The sequence below is a fragment of the Xenorhabdus thailandensis genome, from assembly GCF_037996785.1.
Lineage (GTDB): Bacteria > Pseudomonadota > Gammaproteobacteria > Enterobacterales > Enterobacteriaceae > Xenorhabdus > Xenorhabdus griffiniae.
Genome location: NZ_JBBMXF010000007.1, coordinates 1,044,460 through 1,067,789, shown reverse-complemented (window position 1 = coordinate 1,067,789; position 23,330 = coordinate 1,044,460). Strand labels below are relative to the sequence as shown.

General features: G+C 44.1%; 12 protein-coding genes, 3 tRNA genes and 1 pseudogene. 6 read left to right on the top strand and 10 right to left on the bottom strand.

The window, feature by feature from the left end; all coding sequences use genetic code 11:
* Positions 1-18: 18 nt before the first annotated feature.
* Entirely contained in the window at positions 19-942 is a 924-nt protein-coding gene (locus AAC853_RS07415) for a transcriptional regulator GcvA (protein WP_340614110.1), read from the bottom strand.
* A 421-nt stretch (positions 943-1,363) separates the two neighbouring features.
* Between AAC853_RS07415 and csdA the strand changes: the two genes are divergently transcribed.
* Positions 1,364-2,572: a cysteine desulfurase CsdA gene (csdA, locus tag AAC853_RS07410; protein ID WP_340614109.1), complete on the top strand. Its 1,209-nt coding sequence runs from the start codon at positions 1,364-1,366 to the stop codon at positions 2,570-2,572.
* A gap of 313 nt (positions 2,573-2,885) precedes the next feature.
* Here the strand turns inward: csdA and AAC853_RS07405 are convergent, their stop codons facing one another.
* Positions 2,886-3,332: a VapA/VapB family virulence-associated protein gene (locus AAC853_RS07405; protein ID WP_340614108.1), complete on the bottom strand. Its 447-nt coding sequence runs from the start codon at positions 3,330-3,332 to the stop codon at positions 2,886-2,888.
* Positions 3,333-4,176: 844 nt separating this feature from the next.
* On the opposite strand from AAC853_RS07405, the gene csdE reads away from it, so the two are divergent.
* A complete protein-coding gene (csdE, locus tag AAC853_RS07400) occupies positions 4,177-4,635 on the top strand; it encodes a cysteine desulfurase sulfur acceptor subunit CsdE (RefSeq protein WP_340614107.1) in 459 nt (152 codons plus the stop codon).
* A 6-nt stretch (positions 4,636-4,641) separates the two neighbouring features.
* Here csdE and tcdA read toward each other — a convergent pair whose 3' ends face one another.
* Together tcdA and mltA are read right to left on the bottom strand one after the other, a co-directional pair.
* Positions 4,642-5,454, bottom strand: a complete 813-nt coding sequence (tcdA, locus tag AAC853_RS07395; RefSeq protein WP_340614106.1) for a tRNA cyclic N6-threonylcarbamoyladenosine(37) synthase TcdA — start codon at positions 5,452-5,454, stop codon at positions 4,642-4,644.
* Between the two features lie 74 nt (positions 5,455-5,528).
* Entirely contained in the window at positions 5,529-6,626 is a 1,098-nt protein-coding gene (gene mltA, locus AAC853_RS07390) for a murein transglycosylase A (RefSeq protein ID WP_340614105.1), read from the bottom strand.
* Between the two features lie 518 nt (positions 6,627-7,144).
* Here mltA and AAC853_RS07385 point away from each other — a divergent pair.
* The 3 genes from AAC853_RS07385 (at position 7,145) to AAC853_RS07375 (ending at position 7,575) form a co-directional block, all read left to right on the top strand.
* A tRNA-Met gene (locus AAC853_RS07385) sits at positions 7,145-7,221 on the top strand.
* A gap of 132 nt (positions 7,222-7,353) precedes the next feature.
* Positions 7,354-7,430: transfer RNA gene (locus AAC853_RS07380), tRNA-Met, on the top strand.
* A gap of 68 nt (positions 7,431-7,498) precedes the next feature.
* Positions 7,499-7,575, top strand: a tRNA-Met gene (locus tag AAC853_RS07375).
* A 257-nt stretch (positions 7,576-7,832) separates the two neighbouring features.
* Here the strand turns inward: AAC853_RS07375 and amiC are convergent.
* On the bottom strand, positions 7,833-9,080 hold the full coding sequence (gene amiC, locus AAC853_RS07370) for an N-acetylmuramoyl-L-alanine amidase AmiC (RefSeq protein ID WP_340614104.1): 1,248 nt from the start codon (positions 9,078-9,080) through the stop codon (positions 7,833-7,835).
* A 239-nt stretch (positions 9,081-9,319) separates the two neighbouring features.
* On the opposite strand from amiC, the gene argA reads away from it, so the two are divergent.
* A complete protein-coding gene (gene argA / locus AAC853_RS07365; RefSeq protein WP_340614103.1) occupies positions 9,320-10,654 on the top strand; it encodes an amino-acid N-acetyltransferase in 1,335 nt (444 codons plus the stop codon).
* 38 nt (positions 10,655-10,692) lie between these two features.
* On the opposite strand, the gene recD is transcribed toward argA, so the two are convergent.
* The 5 genes and pseudogenes from recD to AAC853_RS07340 all read right to left on the bottom strand — a co-directional run.
* Positions 10,693-12,600, bottom strand: a complete 1,908-nt coding sequence (gene recD / locus AAC853_RS07360; protein WP_340614177.1) for an exodeoxyribonuclease V subunit alpha — start codon at positions 12,598-12,600, stop codon at positions 10,693-10,695.
* Positions 12,601-12,605: 5 nt separating this feature from the next.
* Positions 12,606-16,256 carry an exodeoxyribonuclease V subunit beta gene (gene recB, locus AAC853_RS07355; RefSeq protein ID WP_340614102.1) on the bottom strand — a complete coding sequence of 1,217 codons (3,651 nt, stop codon included), beginning with the start codon at positions 16,254-16,256 and terminating at the stop codon, positions 12,606-12,608.
* A complete protein-coding gene (gene ptrA, locus AAC853_RS07350; RefSeq protein WP_340614101.1) occupies positions 16,253-19,138 on the bottom strand; it encodes a pitrilysin in 2,886 nt (961 codons plus the stop codon). The genes recB and ptrA overlap by 4 nt, the downstream gene beginning before the upstream one ends.
* A 19-nt stretch (positions 19,139-19,157) precedes the next feature.
* Positions 19,158-22,580 carry an exodeoxyribonuclease V subunit gamma gene (gene recC / locus AAC853_RS07345; RefSeq protein ID WP_340614100.1) on the bottom strand — a complete coding sequence of 1,141 codons (3,423 nt, stop codon included), beginning with the start codon at positions 22,578-22,580 and terminating at the stop codon, positions 19,158-19,160.
* A 136-nt stretch (positions 22,581-22,716) separates the two neighbouring features.
* Positions 22,717-23,318 (bottom strand): annotated as a pseudogene (locus AAC853_RS07340) (IS5 family transposase); the annotation flags it as partial.
* Positions 23,319-23,330 lie beyond the last annotated feature (12 nt).

Here is a 23,330-nt window from a genome sequence, read left to right as displayed (position 1 = left end):
GTCTCTGTTTGTCAGTTATTAGGTGTATTGGGTAATAAATCCTAACCTTTCTTGCTCAGTTGCTGCCTGGGTTAGTATCCATTTGCGGAAAGCCGCAATCTTGCCCAATTCTGCCTGATTATCGTGGCAAACCAAATAAAATGCATTCTTACTGACCAAAACATCATTAAATGGGCAGACAAGGCGCCCTGCATCAATTTCATTTTGTGCCATCACATTATTGGCTAGCGCAACACCTTGACCATGCACCGCCGCCTGGATCACCATCGCACTATGGCTGAATATTGGCCCTTGCTGGACATTAATCTGTTGCTGCATATCAAGCTGGCGAATATAGGCTTGCCAATCCCGGCGGGATGAATCATGCAACAGCGTATGCTTGGCAAGATCGGCGGGCGTTTTCAATGGGCGATCCCCCGTCAGCAGCGCAGGAGAACAGACAGGCAGCAGATATTCGGGATAAAGGCGATCGGTGCGCAACCCTGGCCAGTTGCCTCTGCCATAAAAGATCGCGACATCAACATCATCAGCCAGTTTATCTTCTTCCCGATTCACTGCCTGAATGCGAACATCAATCCCCGGAAAACTCTGATTAAAACCGGAAAGCCGAGGTACTAACCACTGAATCGCAAAACTGGGGGATAAACTAACCGTTAACGCGCCCTTGGCACTGCGTGCCTGAAGTTTGCGAGTCGCGTCATTGATAGCAGTAAAAATCTCCTTGATATCGAGATAGTAACTCTGCCCCTCTTCCGTCAACAATAACGAACGATTGCGGCGACGAAAGAGCTTTAATCCCAGGAAATCTTCCAGACTTTTCATTTGATGGCTAACAGCGGCCTGAGTCACAAATAATTCTTCTGCCGCTTTAGTAAAACTTAAATGACGAGCCGCGGCATCAAAAACGCGTAACGCATTGAGTGGAGGTAAACGTTTAGACATGTTCGTTTCTTATATGTTCTTTTCCTGTATAGGGGTGACGATACCGGTAACTCTTTTCATTCAGTTATTAGTTTTTGTAATCCGAAGCATTATAATTTGTCCATTGATGATATACCAGCAAATCCCTATAGTGTGCGCACTTCCTAAGCCGGAACGAAAAGTCTCTTTGTCGCGATACATTGAAACTTTTGGCTTTGTGGTTGTGATGTTGTGTTTGCAAGTTGTCTGGGAAACCAGGCTTTGTAGCATAAGCTACTGTTTTTTTTCACTTCCTGTACATTTACCCTGTCTGTCCATAGTGATTTTTTATTGCACCGCAGTTGCGGTGCTTTTTTTCCCTGCTTTCTCCTGTAAAATTCCCTGTCCCTTGATTAAAGAAAAACTTATTCTTTATCACACAACGATTAAATTAGCAGCGTTTATGAAAGCCTTTGACTCAGAAAAATTCCGCCAGCAGTTCCCTGCCCTGCAACAATCCACCACATTTCTGGACAGTGCCGCCACGGCATTAAAACCGGCATGTATGATTGAGGCGACCGAGCACTATTACCAAAACCACAGTGCAACAGTACACCGCAGTCAACATGCCACTGCGCAGGCCATGACTGCCCGTTATGAGCAGGCTCGTTCACTGGTGGCGGAATTGATCAATGCGCCATTGCCTGAAAATATTATCTGGACAAAAGGGACTACTGAGTCCATCAATCTGGTTGCCCAAAGTTACTTTCGCCCTCGTCTGAATGTGGGTGATGAAATCATTGTCAGCGAGCAGGAACACCATGCTAACCTGTTACCGTGGCTGATTCTGGCAGAACAAACCGGTGCCAAAATCGTTAAATGGCCGATTGGCAATCGACGCCAACCAGAAATCGATACCCTGGCAGCACTCTTGAATGAAAAAAGCCGCTTAGTTGCCATCAGCCAGATGTCTAACGTTACCGGCGCCGCAGTAGATTTGGCACAAGTTACCGCACTCGCCCATCAATATGATTGCCGTGTTTTGGTCGATGGTGCTCAGGGTATCGTTCACGCACCGGTCAATGTACAACAACTGAATATCGACTTTTATGCCTTCTCTGCACATAAACTGTATGGCCCAAATGGATTGGGGGTGTTGTATGGCAAAAATGAATGGTTGAATGCGATGTCACCGTGGCATGGCGGCGGAAAAATGCTGACTCAAGTTTCGTTCGATGGTTTCACACCGGAAGCCGTGCCTTATCGTTTTGAAGCGGGGACACCCAATGTTGCCGGTGTGGTCGGGTTTGCAACGACGCTGGAATGGTTGAAAACGCTTGATATCCAGCTCGCAGAATCCCATGCGATTGCCCTGACGGATTACACCGAACAGCAACTTAGTATGCTGGCAGGATTTAACAGTTACCGTGCAGCGGGTTCCAGCTTACTGGCGTTCAATATCGCCGGAATACACCACAATGATTTAGCAACGCTGATTGCCGAACAAAATATCTCTCTGCGTTCAGGCCAACACTGTGCCCAACCCTTGCTGGATGCCTTTGGGATCAGCGGCTGTCTGCGCGCTTCGTTCATGCCTTATAATAACCAGCAAGATGCGGATAGATTGATAAGTGCCGTAAAATTTGCGCTAGCGTTGCTGATGGATGATTGATATTGTCTTGTTATTAGTTATACCTCGTATAAAAGCCTATCAAATATATTTTGGTAGGTTTTCAGCTTAATGGCGGATCACTATCAAACTTTAAACCCTCCTTTTTTCTGATCAATATTTAATTAAATTATTTTAATCTTATAAATCTGATTAATACAAATAAATACGCCATCATTAATCTAGAAATAAAGTAAAAATCTCTACTCCTTTAAATAATCCATAATAATAGTCCTTGCTGTATAAGGTATTACACAGCAAGGACATAACATTCCACTAATCATTAGACTTAACTGAAATTATGTATGGTAAAGAATTAACTCCATGAACCTGATCCACCACCAATACCTGATATAGTGGAAATAGCGGCGCTTTGGAAGTGACCAAGCAGATGACTGTGTGAGTCAAAGAAAAGTAAACTAAGGTATGCAAATGTTGAATTAAACTCGAAACTTACCGTATCAGAATAAAGTTTACCCAAATCGTCTGTATAAATATAGCCTTCCATCCAAGCAAAACCGGCAGAAGTCAGCCCACCAGCCTTCCCACTAAAAGACTTTTTATCAATATCTGTTTCCAGGCTAAACATGATGAAAAAGATGAAACTTTGTGCATCACCTGTAGCATAATATTTCTCGCTCTTTGGAGAAGCTATTTTTTTTACGGCTTCACCGATAATATCTGGCTCCAATTTACCCTTTGCATCTCGTTTAAAATCTTCAATGATTTTAAATTTTATTTCATTGTGTTCTATTTCGTTCATAACATTATCCTCTTTTATATTCCATGAAATGGAGAAAAAATAGATAAAATATATGATTTTATTATTTAATTTAATAACTCATCACAATAGACCTGCCTATATGTTAGCGTTATTTATACGCATTAAACTTCAAGTTGCAATTTACAATACGCTATGAAACCTGATTTCTCTCCGCTTCGCGGGGAGAAATCACATGCATCTTGAAGTTAGATTGGTATATATTGGTATATGATGAAATAATACATCTATGCAGTTAGATAATATGGGAATTATTTATAATAGACCAAATAATATTTTATTATATTTACAATATTCTTATACATAATGATAATAGACAAATATTTCCATTGGGAAATATTCATAAAGATCAATGAATAATATCTATATGCATTAAACTTCAAGTTGTAATTTACAACACGCTATGAAACCTGATTTCTCCCTGCTTCGCGGGGAGAAATCACATACATCTTGAAGTTAGATTGGTATATTAAAAATGTGATTGTCCCTCATCCTGTCAAGCTACTGTCTTAAGCGATATTTTTTATGAGGTAACGGGCTGCATATACCGTACCAAATTTAATCATTTCTTATAGTAAGTCGCATTTCAAGATACAAGAACTTACGGAGGATTTCGCTAAATAGAAGAAAGCATAAGGGCAGAATATTTACAAAATTTCTTAATCCAATTTATATCAAAACTTGCATATCCATCATCGGTTAGATATATAAAACTGTATCATCAGCCTATGAAAGGCTAAATGAAGGATAAAACGCTTCATATAATATTGATGTAATTTAATTTTATTCACATTTTTTCTTTCCCAAAAGTAAAGATAAATAACCCATGACACAACTCTCAGATACCATCTTGGCTCCGCATCCATTCGGAACAGAAATTACGCAACAGCAACTTATTGAAAACTTTCAGCAATGCAAATTGTGGGAAGATCGTTACCGGCAGCTCATCGGCCTGGCTAAAAAACTGCCTCCTTTAGCGGGTGAACTAAAACAGCAAAATATCGAAAGATCCGGCTGTGAAAATCGCGTCTGGTTGGGGTATCAACAACTTGCAGACGGCCGATTGCATTTTTATGGCGATAGCGAAGGCCGTATCGTCAAAGGGTTATTGGCAATCCTGCTGACTGCCGTGGAAGGCAAAACCCCAGAGCAGGTTGTACAAATCCCTTTGGCCGAGCTATTCCAACAACTCGGCCTGGAACAACAACTCAGTGGCTCAAGACTCAATGGCGTGAAATCCCTGATAAATACCGTTCAGGAAATAGCAAGCACTTACATTCATTAGGTTCGCTTAAAGCCTATTTTCCCGTTCAGCTTTCGCCACCATCTTTTTCAATGCGTGGGATACCGCAACAAAACCAAAAGTCGCCGTAACCATCGTTGCGGCACCAAAACCAGAAGCGCAATCCATTCGCTTGGAACCCTCCGCAGTGCTTTTGGCAGCGCAAACTGTACCGTCAGATTGCGGATAAACTAACTGTTCCGTTGAAAAAACGCAGTCAATACCTAATTTACCTTTGCCGTTTTTCACTACGCGGTAATCCGACTTCAAGCGCTCCTTCAATTTCGCCGCTAATGGATCTTGCACCGTTTTTGCTAAATCCACCACCTGGATCTGGGTAGGATCAAGTTGCCCACCCGCTCCACCCGTCGTCACAAGCGGGATCTTATAGCGGCGACAATAGGCCAGTAACGCCGCTTTCGGCCGTACGCTATCAATGGCATCAATAACATAACTAAACTCTGTGGATATCAATTCAGCCACATTATCAGGGGTGACAAAATCATCAATGCAAGTCACCCGACATTCAGGATTAATCGCTCGTATCCGCTGTGCAATGACTTCCGTTTTTGGTAAGCCCACATTCTGTACCAACGTGTGCAACTGACGGTTGGTATTAGTGATGCAGACGTCATCCATATCAATCAACGTAATTGCACCAATACCGGTACGCGCCAGCGCTTCTGCCGCCCATGAACCCACACCACCGATTCCGACAACACAGACATGGGAACGGGCAAATAATGAAAGCGCTTTCTGGCCATATAACCGCGCCGTACCAGCGAAACGCTGAAGATAAGCATCAGAGAGAGAAACTTGCATTGCTAAATAAATCCTGCATAAAACCCACCTCTATTGAGGTAGGTTGTCGATTGATCGTTTAAACTGGGGAGATCTTACTGGTTTGCCGCTAAAAAACCAGATGATGCTTTCTTCAATACCCAAACACGGCCATAGTGATTATAAAAACCCGCCATTTCACCCGCTTTTTCCCCAACACCGTGATAAATATCGAAATGATTTCCTTTGATGGCACCACCAACATCCAGTGCCACCATCAGGCGCATCCGATACTGGCCGGTAAATTTGCCCTTTTCATCCAGCACAGGCACTTCCGCCAGCAAAGCTGTTCCGGGAGGGATTAATGATTTATCAGATGCTACCGACGCTTTTGCAATAAGAGGCACGGCACTGGCTCCCCTCACAAGCGTATAAGATTCAGGCTTAAAGAAAACGAATGAAGGATTCTGCTCCAGCACTTCTCTCACTTCGGCTTCACTGTGCTGTTCTCCCCATTGCCGGATAGCTTTCATCGACATTTTTTCGCTCGGTACTTCTCCACGGTCGATCAGCACCTTGCCAATACTGCGATAGGGATGTCCATTCTTTCCCCCATAGCCAAAAAAGGTCAACGGACGCCCATCGCCAAAATCGACATAGCCACTCCCCTGAACTTCCATCATAAAATTATCCATCAGGGAGTTACTGTACCCGATAATAAATTTCTTGCTCAGTACCCCCCTGTATATCTCAGCGCGACTTGGCAAGCGGGAACGTGAGTAAGCAGGCATACGATATAGTGGATATTTAAACTCGCCTTGCTGAGTATGTCGTGCTTGTAAAACAGGTGTGTAATAGCCGGTAAACTTCACGTTGCCGTATTTATCTTCACCTTCCATCTGATAAGCCAGTAAACCAAATTCATTTAAATCACGAGTATCACCACCAGACAGCATCCAGTGCTCAATTGCATTAAATAATGCACGGTTATTGTCATACAGACGAGGAGAAGATTTGCTGATATATTCAACTTGGGTAACAAAATCCTTGGCATTAACCGGAGAACCTTCGGCATTAGGGATATTAACCAACTGAAGGTTTCGGGTAATTCGCCCATCTTTATACTGCTGCGCCTGATCAGTGGGTCGAAAATGGCATCCCGATAATAACGAAATGAAAAATCCAAATAAAAGATATTTGCCCCAAATTCTCATATTACTGCCTTATCTCTAGCCATCACTTATTCAGATCACGAACGATATCAAACAGTAATAAATAATGAAATGGAGTTAACCCAAATTCTGTTTAAACCATCACGGGAAGATTGTCTTCTTATATCCCCGCCCGCATTGGGCGAGGGTTTACGGCGGATTTTGCTAAATAGAAAACTTTCAATGATGGTTTTTTCCATTAAGGTGGCAAGCAATCAAACCGTCTAAAACGGTAGGACGAGATCGCGAATAGCTTGCCTCATTGTTTTGTCCTTGGTGGTACAGAAGGTTGGAACAAGATGGGAAAATCGTTGTGGTGATATTTCCAAAGGTGTTCCAGATAGAAACCTGTTCCAGAATTCGGGTTAGTTAGATAAAACAGCTTACCGTTTTAGCCAAATCAATCGAGCAAAAACAAAACAATTAGGCTGCTTTTAAAGCAAAAAACAAACAAATTTAATAAAAATCAATAAAAAAACTTGCAACCGTGTCGTTCCAGAGTATAGTGTGCCGACATCGGACGCGGGGTGGAGCAGCTTGGTAGCTCGTCGGGCTCATAACCCGAAGGTCGTCGGTTCAAATCCGGCCCCCGCAACCAATTCGATTGCATATCATATCGGTATGATGTTGCGTCGATTTGCTCTGGTAGCAAAGACAATTTGGCAGTAAAAAATGTCATCATTTAGTATTTGCATTCGTGGTTACTCATCAAGATTTGCAGATAGACGGACGCGGGGTGGAGCAGCCTGGTAGCTCGTCGGGCTCATAACCCGAAGGTCGTCGGTTCAAATCCGGCCCCCGCAACCAACGCTATATGATGTCATTACTCAGTGTTTGCATTCATGGTTACTCATCAAGATTTGCAGACAGACGGACGCGGGGTGGAGCAGCCTGGTAGCTCGTCGGGCTCATAACCCGAAGGTCGTCGGTTCAAATCCGGCCCCCGCAACCAAATATTCCTTTTCATTTTTTCCTCCAATTTTCATCTGATCCTTATTACGGTTCGATCACCTAATATCCACTAATTTTAAAATTAATATTTAAATCCGATTTAAATACGCATTAAACTTCAAGTTGCAATTTACAACACGCTATGAAACCTGATCTATCCCCGTTTAGCAGAGATAAATCAAAAGCATCTTGAAGTTAGATTGGTATAAACATAAAGTAAATAACCATCCTTGGCATCATAGGTTTTAAGCGGATATTTCACCGCCGTGCCAATTCAGCCCCATTCTTGAAATACGCCTTAATGCCAGCAAAAATAGATTCTGCCACTTGTTGTTGGAATTTTGCTGTCTTAAGTTTACGTTCTTCTTCCAGATTACTGATAAAGGCAGTTTCTACTAAAATGGAAGGGATATCTGGCGCTTTCAATACCGCAAATCCCGCCTGATCGACGCTATTTTTATGTAGCTTGTTGATTTTTCCCATCCGCTTGAGCACTTCATTACCAAATTTTAAACTATCATTGATAGTCGCGGTTTGCACCAAATCCAACATGGTATGATCCAAATATTTATCGCCACTTTTACTGACGCCACCAATTAAGTCTGCTTCGTTCTGAGTTTGGGCGAGAAAACGCGCCGTATTGCTGGTAGCGCCCTTAGTTGACAACGCAAACACGGATGATCCCCGTGCAGAGCGGCTTGTAAAGGCGTCTGCATGAATAGAAACAAAGAGATCAGCCCGCATCTTACGGGCTTTTGCCACCCTCACCGTCAAGGGAATAAACACATCTTCATTTCGCGTCATATAAACTTTCATGCCCGGCTCACGTTTGATGAGCGCCCGTAAACGACGGGCAATTTGCAACACGACATCTTTTTCACGGGTTTTATATTTCCCAATCGCCCCAGAGTCTTCACCACCATGACCAGGATCGAGCATAATCACAATCGGTCTGTCTTTGCCGGCCTTGCCAGGTTTGCGTGTCTGTGCAGGCAAATTCTGTTCCAGGTTCCCACTGTTGTACTCTTCAAGCAGGGCCAGTAAAGGATCATTAGCCACATCAACCGCCTTTTTGGGATACAGATCGAGCACCAGACGATGTTTAAACTTTGCAATTGGTGGCAATGTGAAAATATGCGGGGAGACGGGTTGTTTGATTTCAAAGACTAAACGCACCGTTTTAGGATTAAATTGCCCTGCTCGCACTAATTTTAAGTAAGGATCACGCCGCTGAACCTGTGCCCCCATGCTGCTCAAAATGCTATTAAGTTGAATACCCTGCAAATCAATAACAATACGATTAGGGTTTGTAAGCGAAAATTGGCGATACTTAAGTGGAATATTAGACTCCAGCGTTACTCTGGTATAACTTGATGCAGGCCAAATACGCACAGCAATAACTTTTGAAGTCGCTGCATAACCTATTGGGCTGATGCTTAATAACCATACAGCGGCTGCGCCTTTCAGCAGGCGACGACGTGAAGTATTATGGTCTGAATGACTCATTATTTATTCCGCTTAAAAACAACCAAACGCAGTAATCTTTACCAAACATAATAGTTAGGCAGGAACTCTAATTAATTAGCAAACGTCTGTCATCAAAAAACGTATTTTCTGATCCTCTCATTTATTTATACCAATATAAATAATAACGTTATTTTTATCCATATTTCCGCTTGCCATTTCCCTTCAAAAAGAATAAAAATACAAAAAATACGAATAAAAATTCAATCAGAGAGGGTTTCATGAACGAACGCAGTACCGAATTGGTTGAAGTCTTACGTCACTCGGTTCCGTATATCAATGCACATCGAGGTAAAACCTTTGTCATTATGCTGGGAGGTGAAGCCATCGCCCATGAGAATTTTTCTAATATCGTCAACGATATTGGATTACTGCATAATCTGGGCATTCGTTTAATCGTTGTTTATGGCGCCCGTCCACAAATCGAACAAAACATTGCCGAACACCATTGCCAATCGGTTTACCACAAACACACCAGAGTAACCGATGCCACGACACTGGATTTGGTCAAACAGGCAGCAGGCTTATTACAGCTAGAAATCACAGCACGTCTTTCCATGGGATTAAATAATACCCCATTACAAGGCGCTAATATTAGTGTCGTCAGCGGAAACTTCGTTATCGCCCAACCGCTAGGAATCGATGACGGCGTCGATTATTGCCATAGTGGTAGGGTTCGTCGTATTGATGAGAAAGCAATTAACCAGCAACTGGATAACGGTGCTATTGTGCTGATTGGGCCAGTTGCCGTTTCCGTTACAGGAGAAAGTTTTAACCTCACTTCCGAAGAAATTGCAACCCAACTGGCGATCAAATTAAAAGCAGAAAAATTAATTGGATTTTGCTCATCTCAGGGCGCACTTGACGCTAACGGCCACACTGTATCAGAAATGTTTCTTAATGAAGGAGAAACTCACCTGCACAAATTGGAAAACACTGGTGACTATCATTCAGGCACCGTGCGTTTCTTAAGGGGAGCGATTAAGGCTTGCCGCCGTGGTGTTCGCCGCAGCCATTTGATCAGTTACCAAGAAAATGGCTCATTGGTTCAGGAACTATTTTCCCGCGAAGGTATCGGCACTCAAATTGTTATGGAACGTTCCGAACAGATACGCCGCGCCAATATTAATGATATTGGTGGCATTCTTGAGCTTATTCGCCCATTGGAGCAACAAGGTATTTTGGTACGCCGTTCACGTGAACAACTGGAAATGGAAATTGATAACTTCACCTTAATTGAACTCGATAATATCACTATCGCCTGCGCTGCCTTATATTCTTATCCCAATGAAAAAATTGGGGAAATGGCCTGTGTTGCCGTACATCCAGACTATCGAAATTCTTCCAGAGGTGAAATTCTGCTAGACGCCATTTCCAGTCAGGCGAAACAAAAAGGGTTGGAAAAACTTTTCGTACTCACAACCCGCAGTATTCACTGGTTTCAGGAGAAAGGCTTTAAGCCCGCAGAAATAGATATGTTGCCTGTGGAAAAACAAGCGCTGTATAACTATCAGCGCCGTTCCAAAATTTTGCTGCTGGATTTACAGGCTTGCTGACGTCAGACTAACCCAATGATCCTTAACCATAGCGCTTTTTATTGCGGGTTGAACCAATCTACCAACCCGCTCCGCCGCTGTGTTGCTGTAGCTACCGCTCTATCCAAAACGGACTTATTGGCATAAATCGTCAATTTTTCCCTCGCCCGCGTCAGGGCGGTATACACTAATTCCCGACTGACTATGGGTGAATGTTGGGTCGGCAACACCAAAGCCGTATGCTCAAATTCAGATCCTTGAGATTTATGCACTGTCATCACATAAGCCGTTTCATGTTGGGGCAACCGGCTTGGCTGAAATCCTTTAATCTGTCCATCAGATAGCTGGAAATAGGCTTTCAGCTCATTATCCTGATTTTTGAGCATAATGCCGATATCTCCGTTAAACAGCCCAAGCGTGCTGTCATTACGCAATATCATGATAGGACGCCCGACATAACCACGGCTCTCCACATTTTTGGGGAGGGTAATGACGCCTTTCCTGTGCAGTAGTTGTTCCACTCGTTGGTTCAGCCCTGTCACACCAAAGGGACCTTCCCTTAACGCGCACAATAATCGAAAACGATTAAACGTCGCCAAAATAGCTTCTTCCGCCATCCGTTCATTTGCCATGGCTAAATATTGAGAATAACCCGCCGCGGTTTCCGTCAACAGACGCTGATAATCTTCATCCACTGCAAGCGGGTAAAAATCAACATCGGGAAAAGATTGATCCAGCACTGCCGCGACGCCTCTGCGATCCCCTTGATTCACAGCTGATGCCAATCGCCCAATGCCGGAAGCCGAGTTGAAGCGATAACTTTTGCGCAGCAAACACAGGCTATCCCGCACGGCGGGCATATTTTTATCGGAATGTAAGGTGGAATAAGAGGTTAACTGACATCCCGTCAAGCGCGCCAATTGCTCAGTACGTTTGGCGCTATAACCTTGTTCAGCAAAACGGCAAATATCTCCCAATACCGCTCCGGCTTCAACCGATGCAAGTTGGTCTTTATCCCCCAAGAAAATCACTTTCGCCCGCGGCGGCAAAGCATCGACCAAGTGAGCCATCATCGGTAAATCCACCATTGAAGCCTCATCAACGATCAAAATATCAAGAGACAGCGGATTATCACGCCCATAACGCAGTTTTTGGCTATCAGGTTGCGCCCCCAGTAAACGATGGAGAGTTTGCGCCTGTTCTGGAACGCTATGCCACTGTTCTGGCGTCAAATCGAGTTTCTTGATCGCTTCCCTCAGTGATTCAGTTAATCTGGCCGCTGCCTTGCCGGTTGGTGCAGCCAATTGGATGCTTAATTTTTTCCCTTCATGCAACTTGATCAAGGCGGCCAGCAACTTAGCCACTGTCGTGGTTTTGCCAGTTCCTGGCCCACCAGAGATCACCGAAATACGGCTCGTTACCGCCACGGCAGCGGCAACTTTTTGCCAATCAATGTCTCCTTCAGCAGTGACACCAAAAAGCGCATCCAAAATGCGACGTAACTGGAGTTCATCAAGCGCCGTTTGATCATGGGAAGGTTGAGCAAAAGTGTCGGTCAACTCCACAGCAGCAAAAAAATCCGCAACCCGCCGTTCACTTTGCCACATACGTTGTAAATACAGGCGGTAATCACGCTCTTTTTGACAGGAAAGGATCATCGGTGCCGGCGTTTCCCCCATACTGACCGCCGGACATGCCTGCAAAACAGCCAAAATTTGCTGTTGATCGGGTTCTCCGGCCAAAGACCAAAGCGATGCAGCTAACTCCGGCTGCCTGCCTTCAAAAAAATATTTTGGCGAAATCCGCTCCAGTGGCAAACAGACATGCCCCGCACCTGATTCGGCACTTAACAAGGCCGTAATCAACAGTAGTAGTGGATTTTCAGCCTCAATCACCGCATAAGCAAACTGCACATCCAAAGGACGCAGCAGCTTCTGGCTCACCGCCTGTTGCAAGAGTGACATCATGGAATTCATCCGCTTTTTTCCTCACCGACAGCACTAAAAAGCGTATCCAGTTCGTCAATAAATTCAAAGGGAGGCAGATAGGAGTAAATACCATGCCCTGGGTTATCCTTATCAATACCCCGCAAAAACAGATAAATCACGCCACCAAAATGGCGGCGATAATCATAATGAGCTAACCGATGACGCAAATAACGGTGCAGCGCTAAGGTATAAAGCTGATACTGAAAATCGTAACGGTGCTCTATCATGGCATTTGCCATTGCTTCTTGCGTATACGACGGGCTGTTCTCACCTAACCAGTTTGATTTGTAATCCACAACGTAAAACTTGTCTTGCCAGCAAAAAACCAAATCAATAAAACCTTTTAACATGCCTTTGACTTGATGAAAGGATAACGGAGCACATTGCGCAGACAGCGGATCATAACGACGAATCAATGCATTAATCTCCTTTGAATATAATAACTTATCCACTGGCAGGTAAAACTGCATTTCACTTTGTTGGTGATGACGAGGTACATCAGCAAGTTTCATTCCCTGCTCATTCAGTTCTGCGCCCAGAATATCCTCTATCCACTGTTGCAATACCGGTGCCCAGTTTTCATCAAATCCTGATGCTGTCAGTTTTTCCACCAACCACACCTGATCCGGAGGATTGCCGAAATCCAGATCTTCTAAAATACTGTGCAGGAATGTGCCCGCAGACGCTCCACGTGGAAAAGTATGCGGAGTCATCTGTAACGACTGTTCTCCCTGCTTTTCACCACTCGCTTCAATATCCAGCTTAGGCGAAATGGATTGCACAATCACATCAACTGATTCCCCAAGTGCCCCCGCATAAGTGGAAGAGATGGCATGGGAAGCAGAATATTGTAACCCCGAATAACTTGTTACCCGCCAATCGTCCCGAACGGCACGTTGCAATTTTTTGGCTTCCAGCAACAGAGTATTTTCACTTTGTGGATACCACGGCAAGTCAGTGGTATTTCCCACTTGCCTTATCTCAATGCCGTTATCACGAAGTTCATTCAAACTATTAATCAAGAGTTCTGCATCACCTTTTTGTCCCTTTTGCAGCAAGTACCCAAGGGCAGATAAATGCAGATCAGTATCGCCTGCTTTGCCTCTATTTCCTTTAATCAACGGGGCTACCCCGACGCTACAGTGATAAACCGAACGTGTTAATGCAACGTAGAGCAAGCGTAGATCCTCAGCCAGGCGTTCTTCATCAGCCAGCTCCAACGCTTCTTTCAACGCTTCATCATCATGAGAAATATTGAGATGAGTCTCAAAGTTATGGCGATCATGATAAACCGCCTGCTTCTGCTTTCTGTAACCACAAACAAAAGGCAAGCAAACCAACGGATATTCCAAGCCCTTAGATTTATGTATGGTACAGATCTGCACCAGATGCCGATCACTCTCCAATCTCAGTTGCTGGTTTTCTGATTGCGGATTAGGCCGTGAGATCTGTTGTGCCAGCCAGCGGGCAACGGCATGTTCGCTATCTAGCTGTTGAGATTCCTCCTGCAGCAGCTCACCAATGTGCATAATATCGGTAAGCCGGCGTTCACCGTCATCACCTGCCAGCAGATTTTCGGCTATCCGGTATTTCACCATTACTGCCCGCAACATGGGTAATACGCCACGAGTACGCCATAAACGGGCATAGCCATCAAATTCATCAACCAGACGATCCCACGCCCTTTCATCGTTATTTAACTGGTCAATTTGTTGTGCACTTAAGCCAAATAGACTGCTGGCTAATGCACTTCGTAATTCGCGCGCTTTTTCCGGTGCTAATACTGCCTGTAACAACCACAGCAAATCTTTCGCTTCTGGCGTATCAAACACACTTTCTCGGTTGGAAAGATAAACCGACGGTATCTTTAGCGCGTTCAATTCATTACGGATCAATGCTGCTTCTCGGCGATCACGCACCAACACCGTAATATCCGCTGCCATCACCGGACGGCTTGTTTCTGTTGGTTGATTTTTTGCCCGATATAAAAGCGCTTTCCCTTCTTGACCAGCCTGCAACCAATCCCGTATTTGGGCAGCACATTGTCGAGCCATGGTTTGCTCATATTCCCCTTTGGAAACACCATCACCCGACTGTAACCAAAAGCGCAAAGCGGTTTGATCTTCACCATACAAGGAAAACCTCAAACCCTGATTTTTCTCTGCGGCATTAACGTCAATAAAAGGGATTTGTGCAAACAAAAATGGGCGTTCTGGGCGGGAAAACAGTGTATTGACAGCCTGCACCATTGGTGTGGAAGAACGCCAGTTCGTTTCCAGCGTGTAATGGGCCTTAACGTGAGAACGCGCACGAATGTAGGTAAAAATATCTGCCCCACGAAACGCATAAATCGCTTGTTTAGGGTCGCCAATAAACAATAAACCCGTTTCGTTTTCAGCCCGTTCATTTTCTGATTGATGGCAATATATAGCCTGAAAAATGCGATATTGTTGTGGATCGGTATCCTGAAATTCATCAATCATTGCAACGGGATAACGCTGCCGAATGGTTGCTGCAAGTTGTTCTCCTCCTGCACGTTGCAAGGCACTGTCCAGACGGGTCAGCAAATCATCAAATCCCATGTAACCACGGTTAAGTTTCTCCTGATTAACCGATTGGCGAACTTCAACAATTGCTTTGGAGAGGAGAATATCTTTCAACGTCAATGGATGCTGATATAAACCATCAATTGCCGCAAACAACGCATGTTGCGGAGCTTCCCCTTTTTTCGTTTTTTCTAACAAGCGTGACTGACAAAATTTATCCAACTCTTTGGGCAACAGGTAATCTTCGGTAGGTGATTTAGCCCACTCAGAAACACTATTCAGCCAATTAGGTAAATATTTTTTGCTGTAACTGCGCTTATCAACACCTGAATGAGTAATCAGCTCCTCTAACCCAGAAGCGGCGCTATTCCACTGCTGCTTTATCGCCTCAATCTGCTCAATGATTTTCTGATGACGGCTAAACAGCGTTTCATCACCCTCAGGGGCATTGACGATATACGGCATATCTCCATGCAAGTAGTCTGAAATATCTTTCAATAATGCTTCCGGCCCATTCCATATCCGGCTGACTTCCGCAGCGATTGGCAATGGCAGGGGATAACAGTGACGGCGCCAAAAATCAGCGCAGCCTTGTTTACGTAGCTGGTTTTCATCCTGAATTAAGGTTTGATCAAACAGAACACCAGACTCAAACGCATTGTGGACCAACATACGCTGGCAAAAGCCGTGGATGGTATAAATCGCCGCCTCATCCATCTGGCGTTCAGCAGCCAATAACCAGCTGGCCGCACTTTCCCTATCAGGAATTTCAGCCAGTAATTGCTGATAGACTGGATCGCTGGCCGCTGTTTCTTGCCGTATACAAGCCAAACGGAGCTGATGGATATTTTCACGGATACGTCCACGCAATTCATCCGTCGCCGCTTGCGTAAAGGTCACAACCAGGATCTCTTCGACATTCAGCGGACGGGAAAAGGCGGCAGAGCCGCCTAATCCGAGTAACAGCCGGAGATACAACAAACCTATCGTGTAAGTCTTTCCCGTTCCTGCTGACGCTTCGATCAGCCGCTGACCATACAGCGGCAGTGTTAACGGGTTAAGCTTATGAGAGGGTATTTCTGTGCTCACTGAGCATTCACCTTAACCGGTAATTGTTTCTGGAAATCTGACACATAGTCGTAAGTTTTCCAGCCTTTCAGTTCGGCATATTGATGAGCTGTACCTTTTTTCCCAGTAATTTGGGAAACCAGTGCCAATCCCTGACGTTTAAGCACGGCTTTTTCATAAAACGCAATCACCTGCGTTTTGGTGGCTTTTTCCATCGCTGCAATGATTTTCTCACGGGTATCAAATTTGAAATTATTGCGCCCAAAATCTGCATCAAAGCGAGCCACTTCTAAATAGAAAGTCTGTGGCGGCTCACGCATTTCTGTTAGCAGCGATTTTTTATACTGTTCAAACTCAGCATCAGACATCGCTTTCAGTTTTTTATCAGCCTGTTGATAAAAGCTCTGATAGCGTTGATGCAGGTAATCCGGTTGCTTGCTGTTACTTTGCAGCAAGAAGCCCAATCCCCACTGTTTACCTATATTTCCGTTGAAAGCAAAAACGGCATAACCAAGCTGTTCTTTCGTCCTCAATTGATCATAGAACCACGGCGACAAAATGCTACTCAGCAAATTGGAATAAACCGATCCCTGGATATGGTCATACCCCGTTGGAATAAAGATCTCTTCCAGAGCATTATCCGTGCTATTTGCCGTTCCATTGAAATTAACCGCATAATTACGATCAATCACAATGCTCTTGCCAGTCCACCATACCGTTCCCTGGTTAGCGAGCTGCTTCTGTGCTGACTGAACGATGTTAATACTCTGCTGTTCAGTGAAATTACCGAAAACCAAAGCCTGTAATGCCGAGTGTTGGATCATGCTTCGACGGTAGTTGACAATATCGTCAACCGTGATGGTATCCAACACTTTCAATTTTTCAGCCTGTTCAAAATAAGGCACACCAGAGAGGCGGGAAATAGGTTGCTGCGCCATTTGAAAAGCCTTGCCATTATTGGCGACTTCCATTTGTTCCCGATACCACGATTTCGCCTGATCCAGTTCTTCTTGAGTCGGTGTAAACGAAATATATTGATCAATTACGGAAGTTAACAACGCTGGTAAATGCTGTGTATAACCATTGACGCTGATTTTCAAACCATCAACATAACCGGTATTAACGCCCATTCCCCCAACCGATGCCTGATAACTCAGTTGATCAAGTGCAAGCCCAGACAAATAGTTTAATAAGGTATCTGAAACCTGATCTTTGATGTTTTGTAATCCATTTGGATTACGCATCTCCAGTGCAATACTGCCTTTAGGTTCATCGGCAAAATATTGGCTCGGCATATACAGCAAGCGGACATTGGGTTTTTCCAAAATCATTTTAGGATGTTCTTGGCTACCCGATGTTTTTATCAAAGGCAAATCATCAGGAATATAAGGATTCAACTCAGGCAAAGAAAATAAGTCTTCTTGTTCGAGTTTTTTCCATTCCGCCAACTGGCTTGACGTCATTTTATTGACTTGATACGGGGCCTGCACAAAGTAGGCTTCTTTATTATGTGGCTCTGTTGGGCTGATAAACCAGATACGTGCATTTTCCGGCGTTAATTCGTCCAGACGGCTCGCTATTGCTTTTGGATTAAACTCATCTGTAACATAACTCGCATCCAGCACATGGGATATAGGCAATACCAGCATGGCATCGGACAGCCATTCAATGTAGTTCATATTGCGTACAATTGACGCATACTGGAACGACAAATTCAGGACCTTAGCCATTTCATCGAAATAACTCTTGTTGATCCCCTGCTGTTTTAGCAGATTAATGTAGGAAAAGATGGCTGCGATAACTTGATCACGCTGTTCAAGCCCCTTATCCGTGAGTGAAACATAAATATTAAACGTCCCGGAATTACCATCAGTTTTGGGATGTGCCCCGGCATCGATACTTTCGATTAACCCCTGCTTTTGTAACCAATCAGACAAGGTATTTTGGCTGCGATTACCAATCAAATACCCGACATAAGCGTCAGTCTTACTGCGAAAATCGGCACTGTTGTCAGCAATGCTGAACTCCAGTCTCAACGCTTTGTAAGGTTGTGCGGGCACATAATGGATAATGATGCCTTTTTCTTTATCTGTCATTGCCGGTACAGTAATGGCAGGCACCGAAGCATGTCGGTTCGGAATACGGCCAAAGGTTTCTGCCGCAATCTGAGCCAATTTATCGATGGATTGATTGCCATACATAACTCCTTTCATCAGATTAGCGGAGTAATAGCGTTGGTAAAAATCAATCAGGGCCGTCTGTAATTTGCTGTCAGGTTTATCTTTCAGTGTTTCTAGATTTCCACCCGCAAAGCGAGCGTTAGGGTGAGCTGGATTGAGGGTTTCGGAACGAATTTGCCATAAGCGATGCCCTTCACCCGCACGAGCGATGGTCATTTCATTATCAACGGCATGGCGTTCACGATCCGCATTGACTGGCTCCAGCAAAGGTTCAGCCAGCGCATCCGCCAGGCGATCAACCGCTCCTGTTAAGGCGCCATTTTCAACTTCCAGGTAGAATGCCGTACGGTTGGCATTGGTACTGGCGTTACGGCTTCCTCCATGTTTTTGCAAGAATTCAGCAAATCCGCCGGGTTGTGGGTAACGCTTGGAACCCATCAATACCATATGCTCAAGATAGTGAGCCAGACCAAGCTGATTATCTGGGTTTTCCATATGGCCAACCGGAAGAGAGACGGCAGCCAATGATTTAATCGCTTTCTCATCAGAAACCAGCAAAACGGTCATGCCATTTTGCAATTTAATCGCTTTATATTGACGAGGGTCGCGATCACTTTTGTGGATCGTATCTGGCAATGGCTGCCAGGGCGATTGTGCATATACAGTAACCCCAAAAAATAGCAGAAAGAGCACCGTCATGATGCGGATAAGACATTTAGGCATAACCTAATATTCTCCCTAATTATTTAAATAATGATCCATTGGAATAGCGTGCCATCGGCAGTAAATAGTGCTGAGTTTCACGCTTCATTCGCTCCAAAAGTGATTGATCAACTTGCCGGAAAGCCCGTTGTACGTAGTGATCAGCGCTTTCCCCTTTCCTGTCATGTGTTCCTAACCAGTGTTCCATTAATTTATTTTCAGCGCTTTGTTGAACTTCTTCGCGAAAATCAATTTCACCCGTTTCCTTATCAAAACAGTCAACTAACCATGCCCAGCCGCTTCGGCAAAACAAAGGAAGAGGTTCAGACATACCTTGAAAATACCCCTCTATCATCTGGTTCAAATAGTGCTTCGCCTCCTCCGGTTTTAACGGTAAGAATCGATATTCTGACACCTTCTTATCTCCCTTCTCTTTTTTGCCCTTTTTACCTGTTCCATATATGCGGCTTTCACTACTTCCACCTGAAAGACAATAGGCAAGGTGTTCAATCCATAATTGGATACCATCATTGGCCGTTAAGTTCGCTGGTCGCCAACGTAAAATTCCATCAGGCTGTACCTGACTGATGCAGCCAGTCAATACCACCATGTCTAATGGCTCATATAGGTCAATAGAAGAAGAGGTCGTTCTCTCTTCACGCACCCTGGCGGCCAAAGGCTGCATGGATTCCAGTTGCTCCATCCAATAAACTTCACCAAAGGAACCATAGGGCAACCCTCCCGACGCACGGAGGTGGTAAAACAGAGATTCAGGTGTCCCCTGTTCAATCAAGATGCTTAGCAGTAGTTGGTTAAATTGGTAACGTTGCAGGTTATCCAACACAAAAGGTTCTTCTTCGGGTAACTCCATCTCTTCAATGACAAAATGCACCTTCAGTCGTCGCTGAAAGAATGCCCGGACAGGGTGTCGATAAAAGCGGATCAACTCATCTAATGCAATTTCTTTTACCCCACTGCGATCAAAAGCAATCGGCTGGCAAAAATCAGTTGCTGAAACCCCCTGTTGTGTCGCAGCTGGCAACCATTCTGCAGCATAACTTTGTAAGTGATGGTCAGGTAAGAAATTCTCTTTCGCAAAAGGTACACGGGTATGCTGTGATAGCAGATGTTTTCTGACATTTCTGGCGCTGTCATCAACATTCAACATTTCATCGCCGGCTAAGCAAAAACTCTGACAAATATAATCCAATAATTCGTTGACCAATACAGAGGGGTTGCACTCAGTATCATCGCGAATCGATTTACCAATATAGCTAATGTAGAGAAATTGTTCCGCCGAAACCAACGCTTCCAGAAAGAGATAACGGTCATCATCGCGCCGTTTCCTATCTCCTCGCTGAGTCTTTTCTGCCATCAGATCAAACCCAAGTGGCGGGATAGTACGTGGATAAACGCCATCGTTCATTCCCAACAGGCAAACCACTTTAAAAGGAATGGAGCGCATAGGCATCAGAGTGCAAAAATTGAGTGCTCCGGCGAGGAAACGCTGGCTGATCTTTTCATCATCAAAACGAAGCGCCAACTCATCACGCAACAACACCAAAGGAATACGTCCTTCGTAATGGGCATTCAGGCCATCATCAATCACTTTTTGCCATTGCTGAGTAATAAGTGCCAGAACCAGTTCAATTTCATCATCCATCTCGAAAAAAGTTTCCAGCAGTTGCGGGCATATAACCAACCAATCCGTCAATCGCTGTGCTTCACTCAAAATTTTACGCCAGAGATTCAATGCCATTAAAAACTCAGCTAATTGCCCTGCCAGTTCAGCAGCAAGCCCACTGGATTCATCATAAGGCAAAACATCGTTCCACGGCCCGGCATGGCTATCCATCGCATAACCCAATAGCATACGCGTCAGGCCAAAGTGCCAGGTATTCTGCCCTGTGGCAGGCAACGATAATGCTTCAATATTGTCATCATCCAACCCCCAGCAAATTCCCGATTCTTTTACCCAGCGTCGCAATAAACGCAATCCTTCCTCCTGAATCGCGAATTTATTAGCTAAAGCAGGAACTTCCAATAATGCCAACACCTGTTCTGCCGTAAACCGACTCTGCGGCAGATCCAACAGAGTAATGAATGCCTGCAAGACAGGATGTGCCTGACGAGCTTTACGATCAGAGATGGCAAAAGGGATATAACGATCATCAGGCGCATTGCCAAAAACAGCTTGAATATAGGGAGTATAGCTATCGATATCCGCCATCATCACAATGATGTCCCTCGGTGTCAGTGAAGGGTCATCATCCAATAAATGCAGGATTTGATCCTGCAATACTTCGACTTCCCTCTGTGGGCTATGGCATGAATGAAAAGTCAATGAACGATCAGTACCATTAAATGGGCGCTTTTTCAGGCTGTTTTTGAAGGAATTTTCGGTAGAACCAATCTGGGCATGATCTTCAAGATTAAGGATATCTTGTTGAATTTGGTGCAAGACAGAATCTGGTTTTGATTCAACAAAGGCATGAATATCGGAATCTGGCTCCAATTGTGACAACAGGTAGAGGTTATCCCTTCCCAATTTTCCCCAAGATGCCAGCAATGGATTATTCAACTCCTGTTCCCCTTCAGCATTAAACAGCGATGGCGCCTCTTCGGGATTTTTGAATCTTTCCAGCAATTGCCTGCTCTTATAATGTCTTGGCTTACGGCTATTTAATCTGGCAAGAAAAGCATAACTCTGGATATCACCCCAATAATATTGGCATGGATTCGTGAACATAAGATGAATATCAATATGTTTACCCAATGCCTTCAATACTTGCAGGTAAGCGGGAGGTAATACAGATATACCGCAGATAAAAATACGCGAGGGAAGAGCCCCTAATGGAAAGCGCCCTTCCTCCAATGTCGATATAACTCGTTGATATAAATTGGCGCGGTGCCACAAAGGTTGTTGTAACTGGCGGGTATATGCTGTCAGTTCAAACCATAGCCTTTTTTGCCATAACTGGTTACTACCCAAGCCGTCAATTAATTGACCCTCTTCCCAGCTTTCTAACCAATGTGGACGATAAACCAAATATTGGTCAAAAAGATCGGCAATTCTGCCAGCCAACTGGTGAATTTTACGTTTATCAATATCTTGATCAAGATAATGCCTGAGCGCTGAAAATTCTGGCTCTGTCAACAAACCGGGCAGTAAGGTCATCAATTTCCACTTCATAGCATCCTTACTGAAATGACTGTCTTTGGGAATATCAGGCAACACTCGGGTAAACATCTGCCAGATAAAGGTTGCAGGCAGTGGGAACTCCATGTTCGCAGCAATACCCAGTTTTTCTGCCAGCTGAATTTGCAACCACTGTGACATTCCTGGGCTTTGAACCAAAATCACTTCTTTGCCAAATGGGTCAGAAAGGGGATCTTCCCCAATCAATATCGCCATCAATTCCTTGAGAATATCGAGCTGATTCGAATGATAAACGCTAAACATCAATGCTCCACCGGAATATAAAAATCACTTAACATATTGATATTAAATAATTTATTTAATATCATTATAAAATGTATACAGGATTCTATACAAATAAAATTGCTGCTAGGGCGTGTTAACGTTTATTGTTCATCATTCACTCAACCCACATCGGTAGCCATATAATGGCAAACGCATTTTCGACAAATGTCGATAACGGTATAAAAAACTATTAATATTCTTATCTGATTTTCGGCTATTTTTTCGATAAAGGAATAACCGTTTTCTCACCTTTTTTCAACGAAACTTCTAAAATCGCCGCTATCATAACCTTTATCAGCAATCACATAATCTGATTCCGGTGAATATTTAACCAAACCTTCCACATGCACAATATCATTCGTTTAACCGCCAGATAACTCAAAATATACAAGCAAACCGTAACTGTTGGTGGCTAAATGAAGTTTAGTCGAGCATCTGCCTCGGCTCTTACCGATAGATTCATCTTCTGTAGAAATCGCGCCTGAACTGTGTTGATGAGTACGGACAATACTGCTATCACTGAATAACCACTCAGCATCCGTATTTTCAGATAATAATTTGAATAATAATTTCAAAATACCTTTTCTTTGACCATTCATTAAAACGTTTAAAGAGGATATTCCATTTTTTAAATTCATCAGGTAAATCCCACAACGGGCATCCCGTTCTCATTCAATAAAGGTTCCCTTAGAAAGTTAGGTAATGCGCTTCTTTGTGGTCAATTCATTC